The organism is Flagellimonas pacifica (assembly GCF_900215465.1).
GTDB lineage: Bacteria > Bacteroidota > Bacteroidia > Flavobacteriales > Flavobacteriaceae > Flagellimonas > Flagellimonas pacifica.
Genome location: NZ_OBEH01000004.1, coordinates 316,033 through 339,388, shown reverse-complemented (window position 1 = coordinate 339,388; position 23,356 = coordinate 316,033). Strand labels below are relative to the sequence as shown.

Below are 23,356 nucleotides of genomic sequence, written 5' to 3'. Positions count from 1 at the left end.
TAGTTTGAAAAGAGGGGCAAAATCAATACTTAAATCGATAAGATTTAAGCATTTTTTCTTTTTTATATGCTTTCTGATGGCCACCTCCTTGGTGGGGCAAGAAACCAATGAGCAAGCTCAAGATTCTGTGAAAACAGGTGTTGCGCTTGGTAAGTTGATATTGGAGAATCCTGATAGCATCATAGCAAAATACACATATGACGCAAAAATTGATAGATATATCTATACAGAAAGCGTTGGTGATTTTGATGTAAATTACCCCATTGTACTTACCCCAGAACAATATTTTGAACTCGTTCGCAAGGAGCAAATGAAATCCTATTTCAAGGAAAAAATAGATGCTTTTACTGGAAAGAAAGCAGGAAGTGAAGAAGCTCGAAAGAATTTATTGCCCAATTTTTATGTGAACAGCAACTTTTTTGAATCAATTTTTGGCGGAAATACCATAGAAGTAATTCCACAAGGTTCTGTGGCCATGGACTTGGGGGTTTTATGGCAAAAAAATGATAATCCAGCTCTCTCTCCTAGAAATCGAACCAATCTGTCTTTTGATTTTGACCAACGAATCAGTTTGAGTTTATTGGGAAAGGTGGGTGAACGACTTCAGGTAACAGCGAATTATGATACTGAAGCCACTTTTGATTTTCAGAATTTGGTAAAGTTGGATTATACCCCAACAGAAGACGATATTCTACGAAAGATTGAAATTGGTAATGTAAACATGCCGTTGAACAGCTCTCTTATTACCGGGGCACAAAGCCTTTTTGGGGTAAAGACACAATTGCAGTTTGGAAAGACAACTGTGACGGCAGTGTTTTCGGAACAACGTTCTCAAAACAATACCGTTGTGGCCCAAGGCGGAGGTACTCTTAATGAATTTGCATTGACCGCTTTAGATTATGATGAGGATAAACACTTTTTCTTGGCCCAATACTTTAGGGATAATTATGATCGCGCATTAACAAATTATCCATTTATACAAAGTCAAGTACAGATAACAAGGTTGGAAGTTTGGGTTACCAACCGAAACCAACAGACCTTGAATGTGCGAAATGTGGTGGCCATTCAGGATTTGGGTGAGGCATTGGAGAATAAAACCCGAATTGGAATAAATGGAGGAGCCCCCGCCGGATTTTTTGATGCTGCGGCAATAGCTTCCGGCTTTCCTCAAAACAGGGCCAACAATTTTGATCCCGGTCAAATTGGGACTGGTGCATTGACAGAATCCATTAGAGATATAGCTACGGTAGAGCAAGGTTTTAATGTTCCAGGATATACCGTCAATCAAGGCTTTGATTATGCCATTCTGGAAAACGCCAGAAAATTGGAACAACAAAGGGATTATCAGTTCGACCCCCAATTAGGCTATATTTCCTTGAATCAACGATTGAGCAATGACGAGGTTTTAGGTGTGGCATTCCAGTATACCGTAAATGGAGAGGTTTTTCAAGTAGGAGAATTTGCCAATGGAGGGGTTGATGCAACTACAGTGTCAGGAGGTGTAAACCCAATTATTGAAAACAATACCCTGATCTTGAAATTACTAAAAAGTAACATCACCAATGTAGAAGATCCTATCTGGGATTTGATGATGAAAAATATTTATGCTACAGGTGCATTCCAATTGAGCCAAGAAGATTTTAAACTGAACATTCTTTATTCTGACCCGACTCCTAGAAACTATATATCCCCGGTTGATCCCAATATTGGTTGGCCTACAGGTTTGGAAGAGCGTATTCTTTTGGATGTATTCAATCTGGATAGATTGAATATCTACAATGATGTACAACCCGGTGGCGATGGTTTCTTTGATTATGTTCCTGGAATTACGGTAGATGCTCAATCTGGACGAATCATTTTTACAAAAGTGGAACCCTTTGGGAAATTTCTGTTTGAACAATTAGGAGGAGGAACCTATGACGTGGAAAATGATGCAGGATACAATGCCAATCAACAGCGTTACGTATTTCGAAACATGTACGCCAAAACTAAAGCTGCCTCTTTACAAGATGCAGAAAAAAACCGATTCCAAATAAAAGGACGTTACAAATCCCAAGGAAACAATGGTATCCCAATTGGAGCATTTAATGTGCCAAGAGGGTCAGTTAGAGTAACGGCTGGAGGAAGACAATTGCAAGAAGGAATAGATTATACGGTGAACTACCAAGCTGGAACGGTACAAATTTTGGACCCTAGTTTGGCGGCATCCAATACCCCGATTAATATCTCGGTAGAGAACAACGCTGTTTTTGGGCAGCAAACAAGAAGGTTCACAGGGATAAATGTTGAACACAAATTCAATGAAAATTTTGTACTTGGAGGAACTTTATTGAACCTGAATGAAAGACCGCTTACACAAAAATCAAACTTTGGGGTTGAGCCGGTGAATAATACCATTTTTGGGCTTAACGGAAATTTTAGTACGGAGATTCCTTTCTTGACAAGATTGGCGAACAAGCTTCCAAATATAGATACAGACGTGCCATCTAACCTGTCTTTACGTGGAGAAGTGGCCTTTTTAAAGCCAAACTCACCCAAAAATGCAGATTTTCAGGGTGAGACTACTACCTATTTGGATGATTTTGAAGGAGCGCAGGCTTTGATAGATATCCGTTCATCTTTGGGATGGTCTTTGGCTAGTCCGCCAGTTGAATTTTTGGATGATAGAACAGATATTAGTGTGGGTTATGAAAGGGCAAAAATGGCATGGTATACCATAGATCCCATTTTTTATACTAACCAAAGACCGTCAGGATTATCGGATAATGATGTCTCGTTGAACTCTACTCGTAGGGTATTTATAAATGAAGTATTTACGGAAACGGATATTGCGCAGGGACAAACGCAGGTTCAAGGAACGTTGGACATGGTCTATTATCCCAACCAAAAGGGACCTTATAATGCAAATCCAAGTTTTGCAACGGAAACTTCAGAAGATAAATGGGCTGGGATCATGCGCCCACTGAGCAGTACCAATTTTGAGCAATCTAATGTTGAGTTTGTGCAATTTTGGGTTTTAGATCCATATGTAGATGGCCAAACCAATGGTGCTAATGCAGGTGAACTTGTATTTAATTTGGGGAATATCTCTGAGGATATATTAAGGGATGGTCGCAAGCAATATGAAAATGGTCTGCCGGCAAGTACAAATAATGAAACACCAAGACCTACAATTTGGGGTCAGGTACCTTCAACCCAGTCATTGGTTTATGCCTTTGATGCAGATGAAGGAAACAGGGCTCTGCAAGATGTTGGATTGGACGGCTTGGATGATGCCAACGAACAAACAATTTATAATGGCCCAAGTGAAGATCCCGCATTGGATAACTACCAATATTACCTGAATAGAGAGGGAAGTATTTTGGAACGGTATCAGGACTTTAATAATCCAGATGGTAACTCGCCTGTAGCTGTAAGCAATACCAATAGAGGGTCTACCACATTGCCAGATGTGGAGGATATTGATCGTGACTTGACCATGAACACGGTCAATAGTTATTTTGAATATCGAATTCAGATAAAACCAAATACCACTATAAATGATCAATATGTGACGGATATTCGTGAAGGTCTTACGCCAACACTTCCCAACGGTGGCCAGTTGAACAGAAGGTGGATTCAATATAAGATTCCATTGAGTGATTTTACCGATGCTGTTGGAGGAATAACTGATTTTCGCTCCATAAGCTTCATGCGGATGTACCTGACCGGATTTTCCGATGACGTAGTGCTTCGTTTTGCTACCTTGGATTTGGTAAGAGGGGATTGGAGAACATATACCAACTCTTTACAACCAGATGTGGACAACGATCCTTTAGATGATGGTACAGTGACCGATGTGAATACTGTAAATATAGAAGAGAATTTTGGTAGGCAACCTATTCCTTATGTTTTGCCTCCTGGAGTAATTAGGGAACAGCTCAATAACAACAACACCATTATCAGGCAGAATGAACAATCACTTTCTTTTGTGGTTGAGAATTTGGAACCACAAGATGCTCGTGGCGTTTTCAAAAATGTAAATATTGATGTGCGACAGTATGAACGTATTAAAATGTTTATGCATGCTGAAAAAATAATGAATGGTGATTATTCCGATAGTGATACTCCTTTGGTTGGGTTTCTTAGAATTGGAACAGATTTTTCAGAAAATTTTTACCAAATAGAACTTCCCTTACAATTAACATCCTTCAATGTTACTTCGGCAGATGAGATTTGGCCAGATGTAAACCAGATAGATGTTGCTTTAAGTGATTTAAACAAAGTAAAATCCAAGGGAATAGCAGAGCAGACACTGAACCAAATCAACTATTATGAAATTGTGGACGGTGAAGCGGTCCTTGTAGACGAATTTGCTCCGAGAACCTTGGGTAGGCTTCGTATTGGAATTCGAGGTAACCCTTCTTTGGGGAGCATACGCGGAATGATGGTGGGAATTAAAAATATTGATGACCTGCCAGCAAGAGGAGAAGTTTGGTTTAATGAGCTTCGCTTAGCTGGACTGGACAATAACGGAGGCTGGGCAGCCATAGCAGCTATGGATGCAAATATGGCTGATTTTGCAAATGTAACGGCAACTGGAAGTCGTAGCACTTCAGGTTTTGGGTCTATTGATCAAATGCCCAATGAGCGTTCAAGGGAAGATGCTATTTCATATGACGTGGTCACCAATGTTAATGTAGGTCAGTTGTTGCCCGAAAAATGGGGAATTCAGATTCCATTCAATTATGGAATCTCAGAGAGTTTGATCACTCCGGAATTTGATCCTGTGTATGACGATTTAAAATTGGACGACCGGATTGCTGCAGCGGCAACTTCAGAAGATGCAGAAACCATTAAAAAACAGGCCGAGGATTATACCAAAAGAACAAGCATCAATCTTATTGGAGTAAGAAAAAATAGAGGAGAGGAAGCGAAAGAGAACTTCTTTGATGTAGAGAATTTCACCTTTAACTATTCCTATAATGAAACAAACCATCGGGATTTTGAAGTGGCTAACCTTCGCGATCAAAATGTGAATACGGGTTTTGTGTATAATCACAATTTTAAGCCAGCCCCGGTTGCTCCTTTTGCTAAAAAAGACTCGCTTTTTATGAGTAAGTATTGGCGATGGCTCAAAGAACTCAATTTTAATGTGTTGCCCACAAGTTTATCTGTAAATGCCAACTACAACAGGTCATTCAACCAGCAAAGGTTTAGAGATGTATTGGAGCCTGGAGTAGAAGCCTTGGAGCTGCCTTTACTGCAACAGCGCAATTACCTGTTCAATTGGCAATATGCATTAAATTATAGTATTTCCAAATCGTTACGGTTGAGGTTGACAGCTACCAATAATAATATTGTCCGTAATTATTTCAATGTGGATGATGATCCCGATTCAGGAATTGACAAAGCGTTGGATCTTTGGGATGGATTCTTTGACGTGGGTGAACCCAATCGCCATCATCAGGAAATGGAAATAGGTTATAAATTGCCTTTTGATAAATTTCCATTTTTAAACTTTATTGATGCAAATTATACGTACACCAGTAATTTTGATTGGCAACGTGGCGGCGATGCACTCATTGAAGTTGCAGGAGAAAGCATTAATACTGTTCAAAATGCCAATACCCATAGTATCACGGCTAATTTGACCATGCAACGTTTTTATGACTTTTTAGGATTGAAAAAGCGAAGCGGTAAAGTAACTGCAAATCAAGTTCAGGTGAGAAGGGACAAGGCTGGAAACCCTGCTTCCGGAGCTGAAGATCAAAATTCACCTAAAAAAACAAGCAAAGCTTTTAATACTTTGGTTGATGTTTTGACCATGGTAAAGCGGGTTAATGTAACTTATAATGAGAACAGTGGAAAAGTTTTGCCAGGTTATACCCAATCTATAGGGTTTATTGGAACTACGCGTCCAAATCTTGGTTTTGTCTTTGGAAGTCAGGCAGATGTTCGTTTTGAAGCTGCAAGGAATGGTTGGTTGACAACTTTCCCAGAATTCAATTCGCAATACATGCAGAATTCAAGAAAGCAATTGAATATTACGGCTACGGCCCAACCAACTCAGCACTTAACAATCGATCTTTCTGCTGACCGTTTGATGTCGGATAGTTATCAAGAAAATTTCCGCGTTAATGATGTAGGCAGTGGGCAATTTGAATATGAGAATTTACTAGGGAATACATTTGGTACTTTCAGTATCTCAACAATGATGATAGGAACCGTTTTTAGTAAAAGCGACGAGTTTAATTCAGAAACTTTTGAAAAATTCAAGGAGAACAGGATTACCATAGCCAACAGATTGGTTTCGGATAGAGGGCAAAGCCCTGGGACTCCGGATGAAGATGGATTCCCGGAGAGATATGGAAAGACCCAGCAAGAAGTGTTGTTGCCAGCGTTCTTCGCTGCTTATACAGGTCAGGACGTGAACAGGGTCAATTTAGATGCCTTTCGTGAGATACCTATTCCCAACTGGACTGTTAAGTATACCGGGTTGATGAAAAACAGATGGTTTAAAAAGAAATTCAAACGTTTCTCTTTAAGTCATGGGTACCGTGCAGCATACAGTATTAACTCTTTTCAAACAAACTTAGAGCGTCAGAACACAGCTACTGATCCAGAAACTGGAGATTTCCTTCCAGAGAACATTATCAATAACGTAGTACTTAATGATGAGTTCAATCCGTTAATGCGGATGGATTTTGAAATGAAGAATTCCTTTAGTTTTTTGGCTGAGGTGCGAACAGATAGAACAATGTCCTTAAGTTTTGATAATAACCTGCTTACGGAAATCAATGGAAAAGAATATACCTTGGGATTAGGATATCGTTTTAAGGATGTGAAGTTTGTAACCAATATTGGAGGGCAGAAAACTCGATTGAAAGGAGATCTTAACTTAAAAGCGGATGTGTCTCTGAGAGATAACATTACCATTATCCGCAATCTTGATATTGATAATAATCAAATAACATCAGGTCAAAAATTAATGTCAGTCAAGTTCACGGCAGATTATGCCCTTAGTAAAAGTTTAAATGCCCTTTTCTTTTATGACCATTCATTTTCTCAGTTTGCCGTATCCACAGCCTTCCCTCAAACCACAATCAATACCGGTTTCACCATTAGGTATAATTTTGGGAATTAACTCCAATGGGGTAACTTAAAGTTTTTATTGCCAATTATTTTCTTGTAAAATTTGCTTGAAAAGCAAAATCCAATCCATTACATTTGTCACTTTACTAAAACAAAAAACAATAATGAATATACCAGCGGAACTAAAATACACTAAAGACCATGAATGGATTAAAATTGATGGTGATGTAGCCACAGTTGGAATCACGGATTTTGCCCAAGGCGAATTGGGAGATATTGTATATGTGGAAGTGGAAACTTTGGATGAAACTTTGGACAAAGAAGAGGTGTTTGGCACAGTAGAAGCAGTAAAAACTGTTTCAGATTTGTTTTTGCCGTTAAGTGGTGAAATCATTGAATTCAATGAAGCTTTGGAAGATGAACCAGAAAAAGTGAATACGGACCCTTATGGTGAAGGTTGGATGATCAAAATCAAAATGAGTGATACCTCTGAAGTTGAAGGTTTGATGAGCGATGAAGATTACAAGGCATTGATTGGTGCTTAAAAACTATATATTTACCTTATTATTTATAAGCTGGGTACTGTTTGTTACAGTGCTCAGCTTATTTTCATTTTCAGATTTGGATACAGGTAGGGTGAATATTCCTTATGCCGATAAGATTACCCATTTTTCTTTTTATGCCATGTTTGCCATTTTAGGATGTCTGTTTTTGCGAGAACGCACTAAAGGGAATTTAGGGCTTAACAAAGCTATCAACTTGATGGTTTTTGTTGCTGTTTTTTATGGTATGCTTATTGAGGTACTACAACATACACTTACTACAAATCGCATGGCAGAATTTGGCGATGTTATTGCCAATACTTTTGGGGCATTTGTAGGAGTTGGCTTAATTAAATGGTATTTTTCTAAAGAAAGGCCGTTAAAATGGAAATTTTAATTGTTTATTTAATCAATTAATAATTAAATTAGCAAACACTAAAATCAAAACGATGGAACTAAAAAAGAATCCAAAAGCAGATGTAGGTAAAAACAGTACGCTCTATTTTGTAATAGGGTTGGCCGCTGTTTTGGGGTTGGTTTATGGAGCTATGGAGTGGAAAAAATATGATAAGTCCAACGATTATGATATTTCAATGAACGTTGAAGATCAGTTGGATGAAGAAGTGCCGATGACTGAGCAGATTAAAACACCGCCACCGCCACCGCCACCAGCTGCACCAGAAGTTATAGAGGTTGTTGAAGATGAAGAGGAAGTTGAAGAAACTGTAATTGAATCAACTGAAACCAGCCAGGAAGAAGAGGTTATGGAAGTTGAAGAAGTGGAGGTAGAGGAAGTTGAAGAAGATATTTCAGTTCCTTTTGCCGTGATTGAAGATGTGCCTGTATTCCCTGGTTGTGAAAAATCAAGTAACAAAAAGCAATGTTTCCAAGAAATGATGCAAAAGCACATACGTAAAAACTTCCGTTACCCTGAAATTGCTCAGGAAATGGGTGTTCAAGGTAGGGTTAGTGTAGTTTTTGTTATCCAAAAGGATGGTAGTATTGGGAATATTAGAATGCGTGGGCCAGACAAAAATTTAGAGAAGGAAGCAATGAGAATTATTAGCAAACTTCCAAAGATGACCCCGGGTAAGCAAAGGGGAAGAGCAGTAAAAGTACCTTTTAGTATTCCTATTACGTTTAAACTACAATAAAATATATACTTCCTGTTGAGGCAGGAATGAAAAAGCCCTGATGGAAACGTCAGGGCTTTTTTTATTCTTCTACTGTTGTATTGATCACTTTTTTGTTAAGCTTTTGTACACCTGCTCCCGCATTTTCTCAGGATTGATATAACCATTACCATGCGTGGTATCATATTTGACAGTTAAACCTGAGTTATTCTTAACTTGGTCCAAAGACTTTTTGCCGTTAATCTCTTGTTGTATGCTCGCCCTAATATCTTCAAGCATGATCACATAAGTTTCCAATTCACTTTTTTTGGAGGGCCTTCCATGCCCTGGGATTATTTTGGTATTTTCATCAATCACCAACAATGCTTTTTTATGAGCTGCAATGTATCCATTCAAGCTGCCTCCGCTATTTAAATCAATGTAAGGATAGCGTCCAGAAAAGTAGGTGTCACCCATATGCAGTATATTTTCATTGACAAAATAAATCATGGTGTCTCCATCGGTATGAGCATTGTGTACATGAAATGCCATTATGGTCTCATCACCATCATAAAAAGTAAGATCTTCTGAATACGTTATCTCCGGGAGTGTTTTTTCATAATCTTGCTGGCTCAATTTGTTGGCTTTTACATTTGCAAGGCCTTTTTGCATCAATCGTTTTCTAACATTATCCTGTGCTACTAAGGTTGTGGTTTCAGTGTTAAAGTTTACATTGCCTCCCGTATGATCCCCATGCATATGTGTATTTACCAAATAGGTAATGGGTTTGTTGGTCAATGTTTTTATGGCAACTTTTATTTTATTGCTCAAAGGTGCAAATTGGTCATCGATCATAAACACCTTTTCTTCTCCAATATATATACCAATATTACCACCTCTTCCGGTAAGCATATATACTTTTTGGGACAGCGTGTCAATAGAAATAACTACTTCTTGTTCTTGACTTTGGACAAAAGTGGCAAATAGAAGTGTAAAAATGAGAATGTAACGCATGCTGTTGCTTTTATAAGTTTATGTAACTGTAAGACGTATCGTTTGTTCAAAAATAACATAAAGACCTTCAATAGGTTGGAAAAGAAATATGACGGCGTTATCTTTGCCAGCCAATATAAACGTGGATGAAATCTGCCATAGGTTCCGTAAAAAGTACATCCTTGTCCTTGATTTTTACAGATTTTAAGGAAATCACCAAAGCCAAATTGGCTGTTAGTGTGGTTTTTTCATCAATTGCCGGATATTTTTTAGGGGCTTATCAAATTGATTTAAGCTCTCTTTTTTTACTCGGTTTTGGTGGATATTGCATGGTTGGCGCTTCCAATGCCTTTAATCAAGTTATAGAAAAGGATTTGGATGCCCTTATGAACCGCACTAAAAACCGCCCTATTCCATCTGGAAGAATGTCGGTGGCTACTGCAATGGCGATAGCTATAGTTTTAACCATTTTAGGGATAGTGTCATTGTACATATTGAGCCCAAAAACGGCAATGTTCGGAGCTATTTCCATATTTCTTTATACCAGTGTGTATACCCCATTAAAGACAAAAACACCACTTGCTGTATTTGTTGGAGCCTTTCCCGGGGCCATACCGTTCATGTTGGGCTGGGTGGCTGCAACTAACGATTTTGGTATAGAACCTGGAACCTTGTTCATGATTCAGTTTTTTTGGCAATTCCCACATTTTTGGGCTTTGGGGTGGATGTTGGATGAAGATTATAAAAAGGGCGGGTTTAAAATGTTGCCAACCGGACGAAAAGATGCAGGAACTGCATTTCAGATTATACTTTATACCATATGGATGATCGTAATCTCTGTTATGCCGGCTTTTGGGTTTACAGGAAGGTTGCATTTATCCATTCCAGCTGCAATAATTGTGTTATTGGCAGGATTGGGAATGCTCTTTTTTGGATTTAAATTATATGAAAAGCGGGACAACCCATCGGCAAGAAAATTGATGTTGGCCAGTGTCACTTATATCTCGTTGATTCAGATAATATATGTTGTAGATAAATTTATTAGTTGATAAAAAATGGATTTGACCCAAATAGATATTGAAGAGAAGAACAAACGGGCTAAAAAGATGATGCTGTGGTTTGGTATTGTGAGCCTGATCATGGGCTTTGCAGGTTGGACGAGCGCTTATATTGTTAGTAGTAAGCGAGAAGATTGGATTAGTGACTTGGAACTTCCGCAGGCATTCTTTGTTAGCACGGCCATCATTATTTTGAGCAGCTTAACATATTTCATGGCCAAACAAGCGGTCAAAAAAAATAATCAAAAGCAAGGAACCATTTTTTTGTTGATTACATTGGTTTTGGGCATTTCCTTTATTGTTTTGCAATTCATGGGATTTTCACAAATGCTGGAGAACGGATACTATTTTACCGGCCCTACCAGTAGTATAAAAATGTCCTATGTGTTTTTGATTGCAGCCGTGCATATTGTTCATGTGGTGGCGGGGTTAATTTCACTATTAGTGGTTTTGATACAGCAGCTTAGAAAAAAATACGAGCCTGGGAATACTTTGGGAATTGAATTAGGTGCCACTTTTTGGCATTTTTTGGATTTTCTTTGGGTGTATCTAATACTATTTATGTATTTCGTGAAATAAATTTTTGAAGAAAAAGTTTTCATTAAACTTTGTCTTTTCCAATACACCAAAAGGTGTATTTTTGTGAAAGTTTTATTAAAACGTCCTTTTTTATGAATACAACGGTGACTACCGGTACAGAAGAAAGTGTTTGGGGAGGCGGAAATAGGCCCCTAAATGCTAGCTATGGAAAAATGATGATGTGGTTTTTTATTGTCTCGGATGCTTTGACCTTCTCTGGGTTCTTGGTGTCTTATGGCTTTTCAAGGTTCAAGTTTATTGAAACTTGGCCTATAGCCGATGAGGTATTTACACACGTTCCTTTTTTCCACGGCAACTATCCAATGATCTATGTTGCGTTTATGACCTTTATTTTGATTATGTCTTCGGTTACCATGGTGTTAGCTGTGGATGCAGGACATAAAATGAAGAAGAACAGGGTTATATGGTATATGTTCGCTACTATAATTGGTGGTGCTATTTTTGTTGGTTCCCAAGCATGGGAATGGGCAACGTTTATTAAAGGAGACTATGGAGCTATAGAGACAAAAGGAGGAAGAATACTTCAGTTTGTAAATGCCGAGACAGGAAAACGTGCCGCTTTGGCCGATTTTTCCACAACTTTGCCAGAAGACAGAGTAAAGCATTTGAGTAGTGAAGGAGTTTGGTTTGAAAAAGAAGGTTATAAAACATCCTTTTCTTTAAATGAGGTGGTTGAAGGATTTAAGGCCACTCCAAATATTTTGATTCGAACTGAGACCATAAATGAAGAGGGAGAGAAGACTTTGTTGTCCCGTCAAGAATCTTTGGCCAAGCTTAAAGATGCGGCACTTGTGGTAGAAGGGGCAAACCTTATCCGTAATGAATATGGTAGCCGACTTTTTGCAGACTTTTTCTTTTTTATTACAGGATTCCACGGTTTTCATGTATTCTCAGGAGTATTGATCAATATCATTATCTTCTTCAATATCATTATTGGTACCTATGAGCGTAGGGGACATTATGAAATGGTGGAGAAAGTAGGACTCTATTGGCACTTTGTTGATTTAGTATGGGTATTTGTATTCACATTCTTCTATTTGGTATAAATTTTAAATTTCACTTCCATAAAAATGGAAGTCAAACATAACTGATAAATGGCACACGAACATAAACTGGAAATTTTTAGAGGACTTTGGAAATTTAAATCCAATGTGCAAAAAATTTGGGGAGTATTGGCATTTCTTTCCTTGGTTACCGCTGTAGAGGTTATTCTTGGAATATATAAGCCAGAATTCCTGACCAAGAACTATTTTATCGGAATGAAGCTCCTGAATTGGATTTTCATCATCTTGACCTTAGTAAAGGCCTATTATATTGCTTGGGATTTTATGCACTTAAGAGATGAAAAGAGTTCTTTGCGCAGAGCAATAGTCTGGACGCCAGTATTTTTGATTTGCTACCTGATATTCATTTTGCTTTTTGAAGCGGATTATATCTACAATGTATTCAAAGATGGATTCCTAGCATGGAACTTCTAATAAAGTATTAACAAGTATAAAAGGCGGTTTTTAAACCGTCTTTTTTATTTTTGCAATAGTAAGATTAAAATGAAACCGACATGGTCAAAAATATCATTAAACATATAGGAGAATGATTATTTTTTGTCCATCAAAGGTTACATGGGACTTTTGAAAAACGATAAAAATGAGCACATGAAAAAGGCCTTTGTTTTAGTTGTTTTGTTCATCTTCCCCTTAGTGGCCTATCTGTTTTTTGCCTCAGGTGTAAATAATTTTGGAAGGTTACCGGTTCTCACCGAAAATATTTCCAATCTGGAACGTTTTGATACCAATGTAAGCCTTGATGGGAAAATTACCATTTTGGGATTTTTGGGTAACGAAGTTGAATTCAAAAAGGGAAATGCGTTTAATCTCAACCAAAAAATTTACAAACGATTTGGAAAGTTTAAAGATTTTCAAATAGTAATGATTGTTCCCAAGGGAAATGGTAATAAAGAGAAAGTAACATCATTAAAAGCTGAATTGGGAACTCTATCTGATATTGAAAAATGGTATTTTGTTTTTGTAGAAGACTCAGAGGTAAAATCCTTTTTTCAACAACTAAAAACAGATAAAGCTTTGGATGAGAATTTAGGGACCCCATATGTTTTTATCATAGATAAGGACCTTAATCTTAGAGGACGTACGGATGATGAAGATGAGGGCATGAAATATGGTTTCAATTCAACTTCAGTAGCGGACCTTAATAACAAAATGGAAGACGATGTAAAAATTATCCTAGCAGAATATCGTCTCGCTTTAAAGAAAAACAATGCCGACAGGAGCAAGTAGCAAGAGAAAATATACCTATGTTTGGGTGTCGACCATTATTCTGGTTTTTGGAATCTTTGCAGTTTATGAAATCACCAAAAGACTTAAGGAAGGAACAGTGGTTGAGGATGATAGGTTAACAGGAGCTTCGTCAATCAACGATCTATCCTTTATATTGGCCAACGGGCAAAAAAGGAAAGTACCTCCATTCTCTTTTTTGGATCAGGATAGTTTGTTGATCTCAAATGAAGATTATTTGGGAAAGGTATATGTTGTTGAATTTTTCTTCACCACCTGTCCTACCATTTGCCCAATTATGACCAAAAATTTGGTGGAGTTACAGAATACGTTTACTGAGTTTGAGAATTTTGGTGTTGCCTCGTTCACTATAAACCCAAGGTATGATACACCAACTGTGTTGAAAAAGTATACTGAACGCTATGGAATTACCGATCCGGATTGGCATTTAATGACAGGTGATCAAGGTGAAATCTACAAACTGGCACAAGAAGGTTTTTACATAGTAGCTAGCGAGGTGGAAGATGCCCCAGGAGGATTTGAACATTCTGGAATGTTCGCTTTGGTGGATAAAAATGGCTATATACGCTCAAGATATGATGAAAATGGAAATCCATTGATCTATTATAGAGGAACTATCACGGAAAAACAAGGTGTAAACTCTGAGGGAGAACCACAACAGATTACCATGTTAAAAGAAGATATTAAAAAATTATTGTTGGAAAAATGAAGGAAGTACTTTCCGCAAGTGAAAAGCAATTTAAAAAATGGGTGGTAGCAGTATCTATCGTTGTACCATTGCTAGTGGTATTGTTATTTATGTACAAGATACCTAATGCAAAACCATTAAAGTTTTTACCTCCGATCTATGCCTCGATAAACGGGTTAACGGCCATTTTTCTTATTGTGGCGGTATGGGCCATTAAAAATGGAAAGAAGAAACTCCATCAAAGATTGATGACTACTTGTATTGTTTTTTCCGCTCTTTTTTTAATCATGTATGTGGCATATCATATGACATCCCAAAGTACTCCTTTCGGGGGTGAAGGAACGGTACGGTATCTATATTATTTTATTTTGCTTACACATATCCTACTTTCAGTAGCGGTTATTCCCTTGGTGTTGATTACCTTTTCAAAAGGCTATCTGGAAAATTATAAAGCACATAGAAAGTGGGCTAAGTATACTTTTCCTATTTGGTTGTATGTTGCCGTTACTGGGGTTATTGTATATCTAATGATTTCCCCGTACTATCAATATTGAACCCAAGAAAGTGAGAACAAAGCTGTTTATACTTCTTTTAATTTTTATAGCATTTCCTCAGATGGCCGATGCCCAATGCGCTATGTGTCGTGCTGTGGTAGAAAGTGAAGCCGATGGAAAAACGGCTGAAGGTATAAACAACGGAATTGTCTATTTAATGGCTATACCTTACATATTGGTTGGGGGGCTGTTTTATTTTGTTTACAAAAAAATGCGCGGTTAAAGGTATTTCTTAAGTTTTAACATTTTTTTTAACATAAAAGTGTAACAATCTGGTGTAGCTTATGTCTCATTAGAAGTACGTTAACGTATTTCATCAATCATCAAACACCAACCACTATGTTCGACATTGAAAGATGGCAGGAAATATTTGACACCATCCGGAAGAACAAATTACGCACTTTTTTAACGGGGCTTTCCGTGGCCTCTGGTATTTTCATACTTGTTATTTTGTTGGGCTTTGGGCAGGGAATGCAAAATGGTATTGAGCATGAGTTTAAACAAGATGCGACTACCAGTGTTTGGGCTTGGCCAGGGGTAACCTCAAAAGAGTTTAAGGGGTTGAACCCGGGAAGACGCATACAATTCAACAATGATAATTTTGAAACTGCCAGTTCCATGTTCAAGGAAACCGTTGAATATGAATCTCCTCGAATATTTGTACGTGGTATAACTGTAAACTACGGAAAAGAAGCACTTGTCTACAGTATTCAAGGTGTAGGAGCTGAATTTCAATTTATTGAAGGCCCAAAAATGATAGAAGGTCGTTTTATAAATTATCAAGATGAAACCTCTACTGGAAAAGTGGCCATTATTGGAAAGAAGATTAAAAAAGATGTTTTCAATAAAGTTGATACACCGTTAGGTGAGTTTATAGATATTTCTGGAATACCCTTTAAGATTGTTGGGGTCTTTAGTGAAATGGAAGATCGTGAAGAGGAAAGGATTTATATACCTATTACAACAGCTCAACGTGTTTTTAATGGTGGAGATAGATTGAATAGTCTTTCCTATACACTTCCACCTGTTGAAAATTTTGACCAGGCAGTTGCACAAGCAGTAAACTTTAAAAATAACCTTAGAACATATCTTCAACAGGCACATACCGTAGCACCGAATGACAATGGAGCTATGGAAGTTTGGAGTGCCATGGAAGAGGCCAAACGATACTATGGACTAACAGGAAATATAAAACTGTTTTTCTGGTTTGTGGGAATCTGTACCATTATAGCTGGAGTGGTTGGAGTGAGTAATATCATGCTTATTGTGGTAAAGGAGCGTACCAGGGAAATAGGAATAAGAAAAGCCTTAGGGGCAAAACCGTGGTCCATTGTGGGAATGATTATGCATGAATCCATTTTTGTTACCGCAATCTCTGGTTTTACAGGACTAATTTTTAGTATGGGACTACTGGAATTGGTTGGCCCCCATATAGAAGTTGATTATGTTCTGAATCCCTCTGTGAATTTTCAAGTTGCATTTACCACAGTAGTGGTGTTGATTTTGGCAGGAACCCTAGCTGGTTTTGTGCCTGCATGGAGGGCGGCTAAAGTTCAAGTTATAGAATCGCTAAGAGATGAATAAACAAATATCCATTGTCAAAATATAATTATGTTCAGCAGAGATAGATGGAGAGAAATTATAGAGGTGCTCACCACCAATGTTTGGCGCACCATATTTACGGCGTTTGGGGTCTGTTGGGGGATTTTCATCCTAATTGTTCTTTTGGCAGCTGGTAAGGGCTTGGAAAATGGAATTAAAAAAGATTTTGGCGATATAGCTACCAATACCATGTTTATGTGGACCCGAAGTACCACAAAGGCCTATGAAGGATTACCCAAAGGAAGGAGTTTTGAGTTCAAGATAAATGATGTGCAGGCCATTAAAGACAATGTGCCTAATATGAGGTTCGTGTCACCAAGAAATCAGTTGGGTGGATTTAGAGGAGGAGGAAATGTGGTAAGAGGTATCAGAACAGGAGCATACAATGTATATGGGGATTATCCGGAAATCATTAATCAAGACCCCATGTCCGTTACTTCTGGGCGTTTTTTGAATTACAACGACATTCGTGAAAAAAGAAAAGTAGCCATTATAGGACAGGGAGTTAAAAATGACCTCTATGAAAAAGGAGAGGATGCACTTGGAACCTATATTAAAATACAAGGAGTTAACTTCTTTGTTATCGGAACCTATAAAAAGAACAATAGTGATGGGGACGGGGAGGAGGCCCAGAAAGAAATCTATGTGCCCTTCACTTCTTTTTCACAAGCGTTTAATAGAGGTGAAGATGTAGGATGGATGGCCATTACTGCTCATGACGGCAGTTCCATATCACAGCTTAAAGAAAATATTATCAATGTAATGCGGGAGCGGCACAAGGTGCATCCGGAAGACAAACGCGCTATTGGATATTTTGACTTATATGAGCAATACAACCGAGTGGAGAGTTTGTTCGGGGCTTTAAAAGGAGTCGCTTATATCGTTGGAATTATGGTATTACTATCTGGAATTATTGGAGTTAGCAACATCATGCTTATAGTAGTGAAGGAACGCACCAAAGAAATTGGGATTCGAAGAGCGTTGGGGGAGAAACCATGGTCTATCAAAAAACAGATACTGATGGAATCCATTTTTCTCACCCTTATTTCGGGAATGACAGGAATTATTTTTGGCTCTCTGGTCATTTATGGAATCAATTCTCTGTTGGATAGTGTAGGGCCTGTGGATATGTTCTTGAATCCTAGTGTAAGTGTGGGAGTGGTAAGCGGAGCCTTGACCATATTGATGGCTTCGGGATTATTGGCGGGATTCATTCCAGCCAACAGTGCCATTAGGGTGCGCCCCATAGAAGCATTACGAACCGAATAAAACAAAAGTCAATCAAAATAACCATTATAGAATAAAATGAAAAAGTCAGTTACCATTATCATCCTGTTGCTCATCGTTATCGTATTCGGTGGCTCCATGTATTATTTGTATCAGAAAAATTCAGAAGACCCAATCGTTTATGAAACAGAGAAGCCTTCCAAACAAACTATTGTAAAAAAAGCAGTAGCCACAGGAAGCATTCTTCCTTTGGAAGAAGTATTGATCAAGCCTAATATCTCTGGAGTAATAGAAGAGATTTATGTTGAAGGAGGCGATTATGTAAAATCGGGAGATTTGTTGGCCAAAATAAAAGTGGTTCCCAATCTTAATGCACTGAATGATGCCAGAAATGGAATTGATGAAGCCAAGATTAATTTGGATGACCAAAAAAGAAACTATGACAGGCAATTGTCCCTTTTTAATAAAGGCGTAATCTCCCAAGCCGATTTGGATCGTGCGCAAGTAACCTTTGATCAAGCAAAACAGTCGTATAGAGCGGCTAATAAACGCTTTGATATTGTGAAAACTGGAACAACAAGTGGTTTTAGGAATGCTGCCAATACCCTTATTCGGTCTACAGTTAGTGGAATGATCCTAGAAGTACCGGTTGAGGTGGGCAATCAAGTGATTGAAAGTAATAACTTTAATGAAGGGACTACCATTGCTGCAATTGCCGATGTGGAAAAAATGATTTTTGAAGGCAAAGTGGATGAATCAGAAGTGGGGAGAATTAAAGAAGATTTGCCATTGGAGATTACCGTTGGTGCCATTGAAAACCAAGTTTTTGATGCTGTTTTGGATTATATAGCACCTAAAGGAAAAGAAGAAAATGGAGCTATCCAATTTGAAATAAAAGGTACACTAAAAAAACAAGACACTGTTTTTATCCGTGCGGGCCTGAGTGCCAATGCATCCATTATTTTGGCCCGAGCCGATAGTGTCTTGGCTTTGAAAGAGGCTTTGGTGCAGTTTGATGATGAAACCAAAAAACCTTTCGTTGAAATAGAAACCTCAGAACAACAATTTGAACGTAAAGATGTAGAATTGGGTGTTAGCGATGGCATTTTTGTTGAGGTAAAATCCGGTCTTAATGCCGATGATAAAATCAAAATTTGGAATGCAATAGCAGGAGAAGAAAACGCTAATTAATTATTTAACAAAATATTTCAATTAATCTTGTAACATTTTAACAACTTGTAAGTCATATTACAAGAGTTAAATCATCGGATAGCTAACATCACCAATCATGATAGAAATCAAAGATCTGCACAAGTCCTATCAAATGGGCAGTAATTCCCTTCATGTTTTAAAAGGAATCAACTTTAAGGCCGAAGCAGGAGAGCTTGTGGCAATTATGGGGTCTTCGGGCTCTGGAAAATCCACCTTATTGAATATTTTAGGGATGCTCGATGGAGCAGATAGTGGCGAATATACTTTGGATGGAGTTCCGATCAAAGATTTGAGTGAGACCAAAGCGGCACAGTACAGAAATAAGTTTTTGGGTTTTATTTTTCAATCCTTTAATTTAATTAATTACAAGAGCGCATTGGAAAATGTGGCGTTGCCACTTTATTATCAAGGAGTTCCAAGAAAGGAACGCCAAGAAAAGGCGCTCCAATATTTAGAAAGAGTTGGTTTAAAGGAATGGGCGACTCATTTGCCAAGTGAACTTTCTGGAGGTCAAAAACAGCGTGTGGCTATCGCAAGGGCCATGGCAGCTGAACCCAAGGTGCTTTTGGCTGATGAGCCGACAGGAGCTCTTGATAGTACAACTTCTTATGAGGTCATGGATTTGATACAAAAAATCAATGACGAAGGAAACACCATTCTAGTGGTAACTCACGAAGAAGACATAGCGCACATGTGCAAAAGAATTGTCCATTTAAAAGATGGGGTAATTGTTGAGGATAAAAAGGTAAACCAAGTTAGGGCCGAACAATATGTTTGATAGGGATATCTGGCAAGAAATATTCAACACACTCAAAAAGAACAAGCTTCGTACTTTTTTGACAGGCTTTTCCGTTGGTTGGGCCATCTTTATTTTGGTAATGCTGTTGGCTTCCGTCAATGGTATGCAAAATGGGTTTACGGGGCAATTCAATGATGATGCCACGAACTCCATTTTTGTGCGCCCGGGTACTACAGCAAAAGCGCACGCGGGCTTTGAAGCCGGAAGGAGAATCCAGTTCAAAAATGATGATATTGATTATATAAAGCAAAGCTTTCCGGACGATATCGAATATATAAGTGCTAGATATTATACCAATACTTCAGCCAAGTATCAAAGTGAAACGGGATCTTATAGGGTTCAAGCGGTACATCCGGATCATCAGGTTATTGAAAAGACAATAGTCACAAACGGAAGATATATTAATGAAGCGGACCTTATAAATAAGGCAAAAGTTGCAGTAATTGGAAGAAAGGTTGCGGAAGATCTTTTTAAAAATGAAGATCCACTTGGCAAGTTTGTGGAGTTTAACAACCTACCCTTTAAAGTAATAGGTGTTTTTATAGATGAAGGCGATGATAATGCGGAACGGGTAATTTACGCACCTGTTAGTACCTATCAAAGGATTTACGGGAACACAAATTATATCAGTCAAATTCTCCTTACCTATAACCCCACCTATGATCTTACTCAAGCACTGGAGTTTTCAGGAAAATTGGAAGATTTGATGAAACGAAGACACAAAATCGCTCCGGATGACCAATCTGGATTATTTGTTTGGAATTATGCCGAAGCCTTTGACGACATAAGCAGTTTTTCGGCTGTTTTAAGGGCAATCGGAATTGGAGTTGGCTTTTTGATTTTGATCGCGGGAATTGTTGGCATTGGGAATATTATGGTCTTTACCATTAAGGAACGAACTAAGGAAATTGGGGTTAGAAAAGCTTTGGGCGCAAGGCCAAGACAGATAGTTAACCTAGTACTTTTAGAGTCAATTTTTATAACGACTCTTTCAGGATTTATAGGGTTGATGTTTGCATGGATAATACTGGCGGCAATTGGGCCTAATATAGAAACACCTGCTTTCAGTAACCCTAATGTAAGTGCTTCAACAGTTATTACGGCGACCATAGTTTTGATAGTTGCTGGCGTAATGGCCGGATTGATACCTGCAATAAAGGCAGCAAATGTGAAACCCATAGTGGCATTAAGTGATAAATAATTATGTGGTTATTAGATAAAGATTTATGGTCTGAAATTTTTCATACACTGGGCAAAAATATGCTCAGAACATTTTTGACCATGCTCGGAGTTATTTTTGCCATGTTGATATTGGTGCTTTTGTTAGGTTCTGCCAATGGAATGAGCAATGGATTTGACAAGATTTTTGCTGGTACTGCCTCAAACAGTCTTTTTGTTTGGGGGCAAAGCACCTCAGAACCCTATAAAGGTTTTGAACGTGGTCGTAGGATTCGATATAAAATTGAAGATGCTCATATTTTAAAAGAACAGATTCCTGAAATAGAGGTTTTAGCTCCACGAATAGAACTGGGCAGCCACAGGGCGGTCACAACAGTTTATAGGAAAGGTCAGACCAGTGGCTCATCAGTTTATGGAGATTATCCTGAGATTGATAACATTACCAAAAAGAAGCTGGTTGAAGGAAGGTTTTTGAACAACAATGATATAGAGCATTCAAAGAAAGTTTGTGTTATTGGCGAGGAAACCTATAAGCTTTTATTTGAAAAAGGTGAGAATGCCATAGGCGGTGAAATTCGAATCAATGGTGTTTTCTTTACGGTTGTTGGTATATACAAACCAAGTAAAAACATCAATATTGATGGAGAAAATGCAGTATTTATTCCATTTACGACCTTTCAAAAGGCTTTTAATACTGGTGACAGAATGGGATGGATGGCTATAGCTGTAGAGCCCAACACCAAAGTAGCCGTTGTTGAGAAACAAATAAAGGCCATTCTTAAAAACAAATACGATATTCATCCAGATGATGAAAGAGCAATTGGAAGTTTCAATATGTCTGAAATCTTCAACAACATTTCCGCATTTACCAATGTGCTCAAAGGGTTTTCATTTTTCATTGGAATATTTACACTGTTAGCGGGTGTTATCGCCATTAGTAATATTCTATTGATAACAGTAAAAGAAAGGACCAAGGAAATAGGAGTAAGGAGAGCCTTAGGGGCCACACCGGTTGTGGTAAAAAGGCAGATCGTGGTAGAGGCCATAGTTTTGACCGCATTTGCGGGACTCATTGGTTTTGCTATTTCTGTAGGAATTTTGGCGATACTCAATTCAATATGGGGCAGTGGAGAAGATTTTCCTTTTGTCAACCCCATGGTAAACATACCCCAGTTTGTGATTTCATTTTTGCTTATGATAACCCTAAGCGTATTAATTGGGTTACTACCGGCGAATAAAGCAATAAGAGTAAGACCAATTGAAGCATTGAGAGAAGAATAATCAATCAGAATTAATAAATAACAGCAATGAACAAATATGTAAAGTATGGATTGATAGGGATAGTCGTGATAGGTATTTTGGCGGCTACTGTCTATTTCTTGAAACAAAATAGTACACCCCAACAACTATATAAAACAGAAACAGTAGAACGCAAGGATATTGTCAACAAGGTAATTGTTACTGGAAAGGTTATCCCTGAGGATGAGATTAACATTAAACCCCAAATTTCAGGAATTATAGATAGGGTGCTCTTGGAAGAAGGAGTAGATGTAAAAGCAGGCGATTTAATCGCAGTGATCAAGGTGGTTCCTAATGAACAATCATTGAATCAGGCCGCTGGAAGGGTTCGAAATGCGGAATTGGCGTTGAACAATGCAAAAGTAGAATACGATAGAAACAAGGCATTGTTTGATAAAGGAGTTATTTCAAGTCAAGATTTTAACAACCAGCAGTTATCCTATGATCAAGCTCAGCAGGAATTGAAGAATTCTAGAGCCGATTATCAAATTATAAGAAAAGGTTCTGCAGGAGGTTCTTCAAGTGCCAACACCAATATTAGGGCCACAGTTTCTGGGACAATTCTTGAAATTCCAGTAGAAGAGGGAGATCAGGTAATCCAGAGTAATAATTTTAACGATGGTACCACAATAGCTACTATTGCAGATATGACCAAAATGATTTTTGAAGGTGAAGTTGATGAGGCAGAAGTAGGGAAACTTCATGAAGGAATGCCTTTGGAGATTAGTTTGGGAGCGTTGGAAAAAAATAAATTTGAGGCTAAACTTAAATTCATTGCCCCAAAAGGAATAGAGGAAGAAGGAGCTGTCCAATTTAAGATTGAGGGCGACTTGGTAATGAACGACAGCACGTATGTAAGAGCAGGATATAGTGCCAATGCCTCTATAGTCTTGGAAGAAAAAAAGGATGTTTTGGCTATAAAAGAAGCTTTATTACAGTTTGATAAGGAAACTGAAAAGCCCTATGTTGAAATTGAGATCGGTGAAAATGAATTTGAAAGAAAAGAACTAGAATTAGGGGTGAGCGATGGAATTGATGTAGAGGTACTGTCTGGACTTGAAGAAGACGTTAAAATCAAGGTTTGGAATAAATTGGAGAAGAAAAGTGA

General features: G+C 38.1%; 19 protein-coding genes and 1 pseudogene. 19 read left to right on the top strand and 1 reads right to left on the bottom strand.

The window, feature by feature from the left end; all coding sequences use genetic code 11:
- Positions 1 to 4 precede the first annotated feature (4 nt).
- The 4 genes from sov to CRO15_RS14110 all read left to right on the top strand — a co-directional run bounded on the left by sov (position 5) and on the right by CRO15_RS14110 (position 8,770).
- Positions 5 to 7,126: a T9SS outer membrane translocon Sov/SprA gene (sov, locus tag CRO15_RS14125; RefSeq protein WP_097046483.1), complete on the top strand. Its 7,122-nt coding sequence runs from the start codon at positions 5 to 7 to the stop codon at positions 7,124 to 7,126.
- Between the two features lie 112 nt (positions 7,127 to 7,238).
- Positions 7,239 to 7,619, top strand: a complete 381-nt coding sequence (gene gcvH, locus CRO15_RS14120) for a glycine cleavage system protein GcvH (protein WP_097046482.1) — start codon at positions 7,239 to 7,241, stop codon at positions 7,617 to 7,619.
- Positions 7,612 to 8,013 (top strand): VanZ family protein, encoded by a 402-nt coding sequence (locus CRO15_RS14115; RefSeq protein WP_165769959.1) that lies wholly within the window; start codon positions 7,612 to 7,614, stop codon positions 8,011 to 8,013. Before gcvH ends, CRO15_RS14115 begins: the two co-directional genes overlap by 8 nt.
- A gap of 52 nt (positions 8,014 to 8,065) precedes the next feature.
- A complete protein-coding gene (locus CRO15_RS14110) occupies positions 8,066 to 8,770 on the top strand; it encodes an energy transducer TonB (RefSeq protein WP_097046480.1) in 705 nt (234 codons plus the stop codon).
- 84 nt (positions 8,771 to 8,854) lie between these two features.
- Here the strand turns inward: CRO15_RS14110 and CRO15_RS14105 are convergent, their stop codons facing one another.
- The gene (locus tag CRO15_RS14105) at positions 8,855 to 9,742 is read right to left on the bottom strand and encodes an MBL fold metallo-hydrolase (protein ID WP_097046479.1); all 888 of its coding nucleotides are present in this window, start codon (positions 9,740 to 9,742) and stop codon (positions 8,855 to 8,857) included.
- A 125-nt stretch (positions 9,743 to 9,867) separates the two neighbouring features.
- On the opposite strand from CRO15_RS14105, the gene cyoE reads away from it, so the two are divergent.
- The 15 genes and pseudogenes from cyoE to CRO15_RS14030 all read left to right on the top strand — a co-directional run.
- Entirely contained in the window at positions 9,868 to 10,770 is a 903-nt protein-coding gene (cyoE, locus tag CRO15_RS14100) for a heme o synthase (RefSeq protein WP_097046478.1), read from the top strand.
- 6 nt (positions 10,771 to 10,776) lie between these two features.
- Positions 10,777 to 11,358, top strand: coding sequence for a cytochrome c oxidase subunit 3 (locus tag CRO15_RS14095; protein WP_097046477.1), 582 nt, complete (start codon positions 10,777 to 10,779; stop codon positions 11,356 to 11,358).
- 92 nt (positions 11,359 to 11,450) lie between these two features.
- Complete coding sequence (locus CRO15_RS14090; protein ID WP_097046476.1) at positions 11,451 to 12,425, top strand: cytochrome c oxidase subunit 3; 975 nt, start codon at positions 11,451 to 11,453, stop codon at positions 12,423 to 12,425.
- Positions 12,426 to 12,473: 48 nt separating this feature from the next.
- The gene (locus CRO15_RS14085; RefSeq protein ID WP_097046475.1) at positions 12,474 to 12,857 is read left to right on the top strand and encodes a cytochrome C oxidase subunit IV family protein; all 384 of its coding nucleotides are present in this window, start codon (positions 12,474 to 12,476) and stop codon (positions 12,855 to 12,857) included.
- Between the two features lie 174 nt (positions 12,858 to 13,031).
- Entirely contained in the window at positions 13,032 to 13,670 is a 639-nt protein-coding gene (locus CRO15_RS14080) for a hypothetical protein (RefSeq protein WP_097046645.1), read from the top strand.
- Positions 13,651 to 14,397 (top strand): SCO family protein, encoded by a 747-nt coding sequence (locus CRO15_RS14075; RefSeq protein ID WP_097046474.1) that lies wholly within the window; start codon positions 13,651 to 13,653, stop codon positions 14,395 to 14,397. The genes CRO15_RS14080 and CRO15_RS14075 overlap by 20 nt, the downstream gene beginning before the upstream one ends.
- Positions 14,394 to 14,930, top strand: coding sequence for a DUF420 domain-containing protein (locus CRO15_RS14070; RefSeq protein ID WP_097046473.1), 537 nt, complete (start codon positions 14,394 to 14,396; stop codon positions 14,928 to 14,930). Before CRO15_RS14075 ends, CRO15_RS14070 begins: the two co-directional genes overlap by 4 nt.
- 10 nt (positions 14,931 to 14,940) lie before the next feature.
- Entirely contained in the window at positions 14,941 to 15,153 is a 213-nt protein-coding gene (locus CRO15_RS14065; protein WP_097046472.1) for a hypothetical protein, read from the top strand.
- Between the two features lie 116 nt (positions 15,154 to 15,269).
- On the top strand, positions 15,270 to 16,514 hold the full coding sequence (locus CRO15_RS14060; RefSeq protein ID WP_097046471.1) for an ABC transporter permease: 1,245 nt from the start codon (positions 15,270 to 15,272) through the stop codon (positions 16,512 to 16,514).
- Positions 16,515 to 16,541: 27 nt separating this feature from the next.
- Positions 16,542 to 17,801 carry an ABC transporter permease gene (locus CRO15_RS14055; protein WP_097046470.1) on the top strand — a complete coding sequence of 420 codons (1,260 nt, stop codon included), beginning with the start codon at positions 16,542 to 16,544 and terminating at the stop codon, positions 17,799 to 17,801.
- Positions 17,802 to 17,837: 36 nt separating this feature from the next.
- Positions 17,838 to 18,950: an efflux RND transporter periplasmic adaptor subunit gene (locus CRO15_RS14050; protein ID WP_097046469.1), complete on the top strand. Its 1,113-nt coding sequence runs from the start codon at positions 17,838 to 17,840 to the stop codon at positions 18,948 to 18,950.
- A 97-nt stretch (positions 18,951 to 19,047) separates the two neighbouring features.
- Entirely contained in the window at positions 19,048 to 19,749 is a 702-nt protein-coding gene (locus tag CRO15_RS14045; protein ID WP_097046468.1) for an ABC transporter ATP-binding protein, read from the top strand.
- A complete protein-coding gene (locus CRO15_RS14040) occupies positions 19,742 to 20,971 on the top strand; it encodes an ABC transporter permease (protein ID WP_097046467.1) in 1,230 nt (409 codons plus the stop codon). Before CRO15_RS14045 ends, CRO15_RS14040 begins: the two co-directional genes overlap by 8 nt.
- Before the next feature lie 59 nt (positions 20,972 to 21,030).
- Positions 21,031 to 22,230: an ABC transporter permease gene (locus CRO15_RS14035; RefSeq protein ID WP_243396973.1), complete on the top strand. Its 1,200-nt coding sequence runs from the start codon at positions 21,031 to 21,033 to the stop codon at positions 22,228 to 22,230.
- Positions 22,231 to 22,256: 26 nt separating this feature from the next.
- A pseudogene (locus CRO15_RS14030) lies at positions 22,257 to 23,264 on the top strand (efflux RND transporter periplasmic adaptor subunit); the annotation flags it as partial.
- Positions 23,265 to 23,356 lie beyond the last annotated feature (92 nt).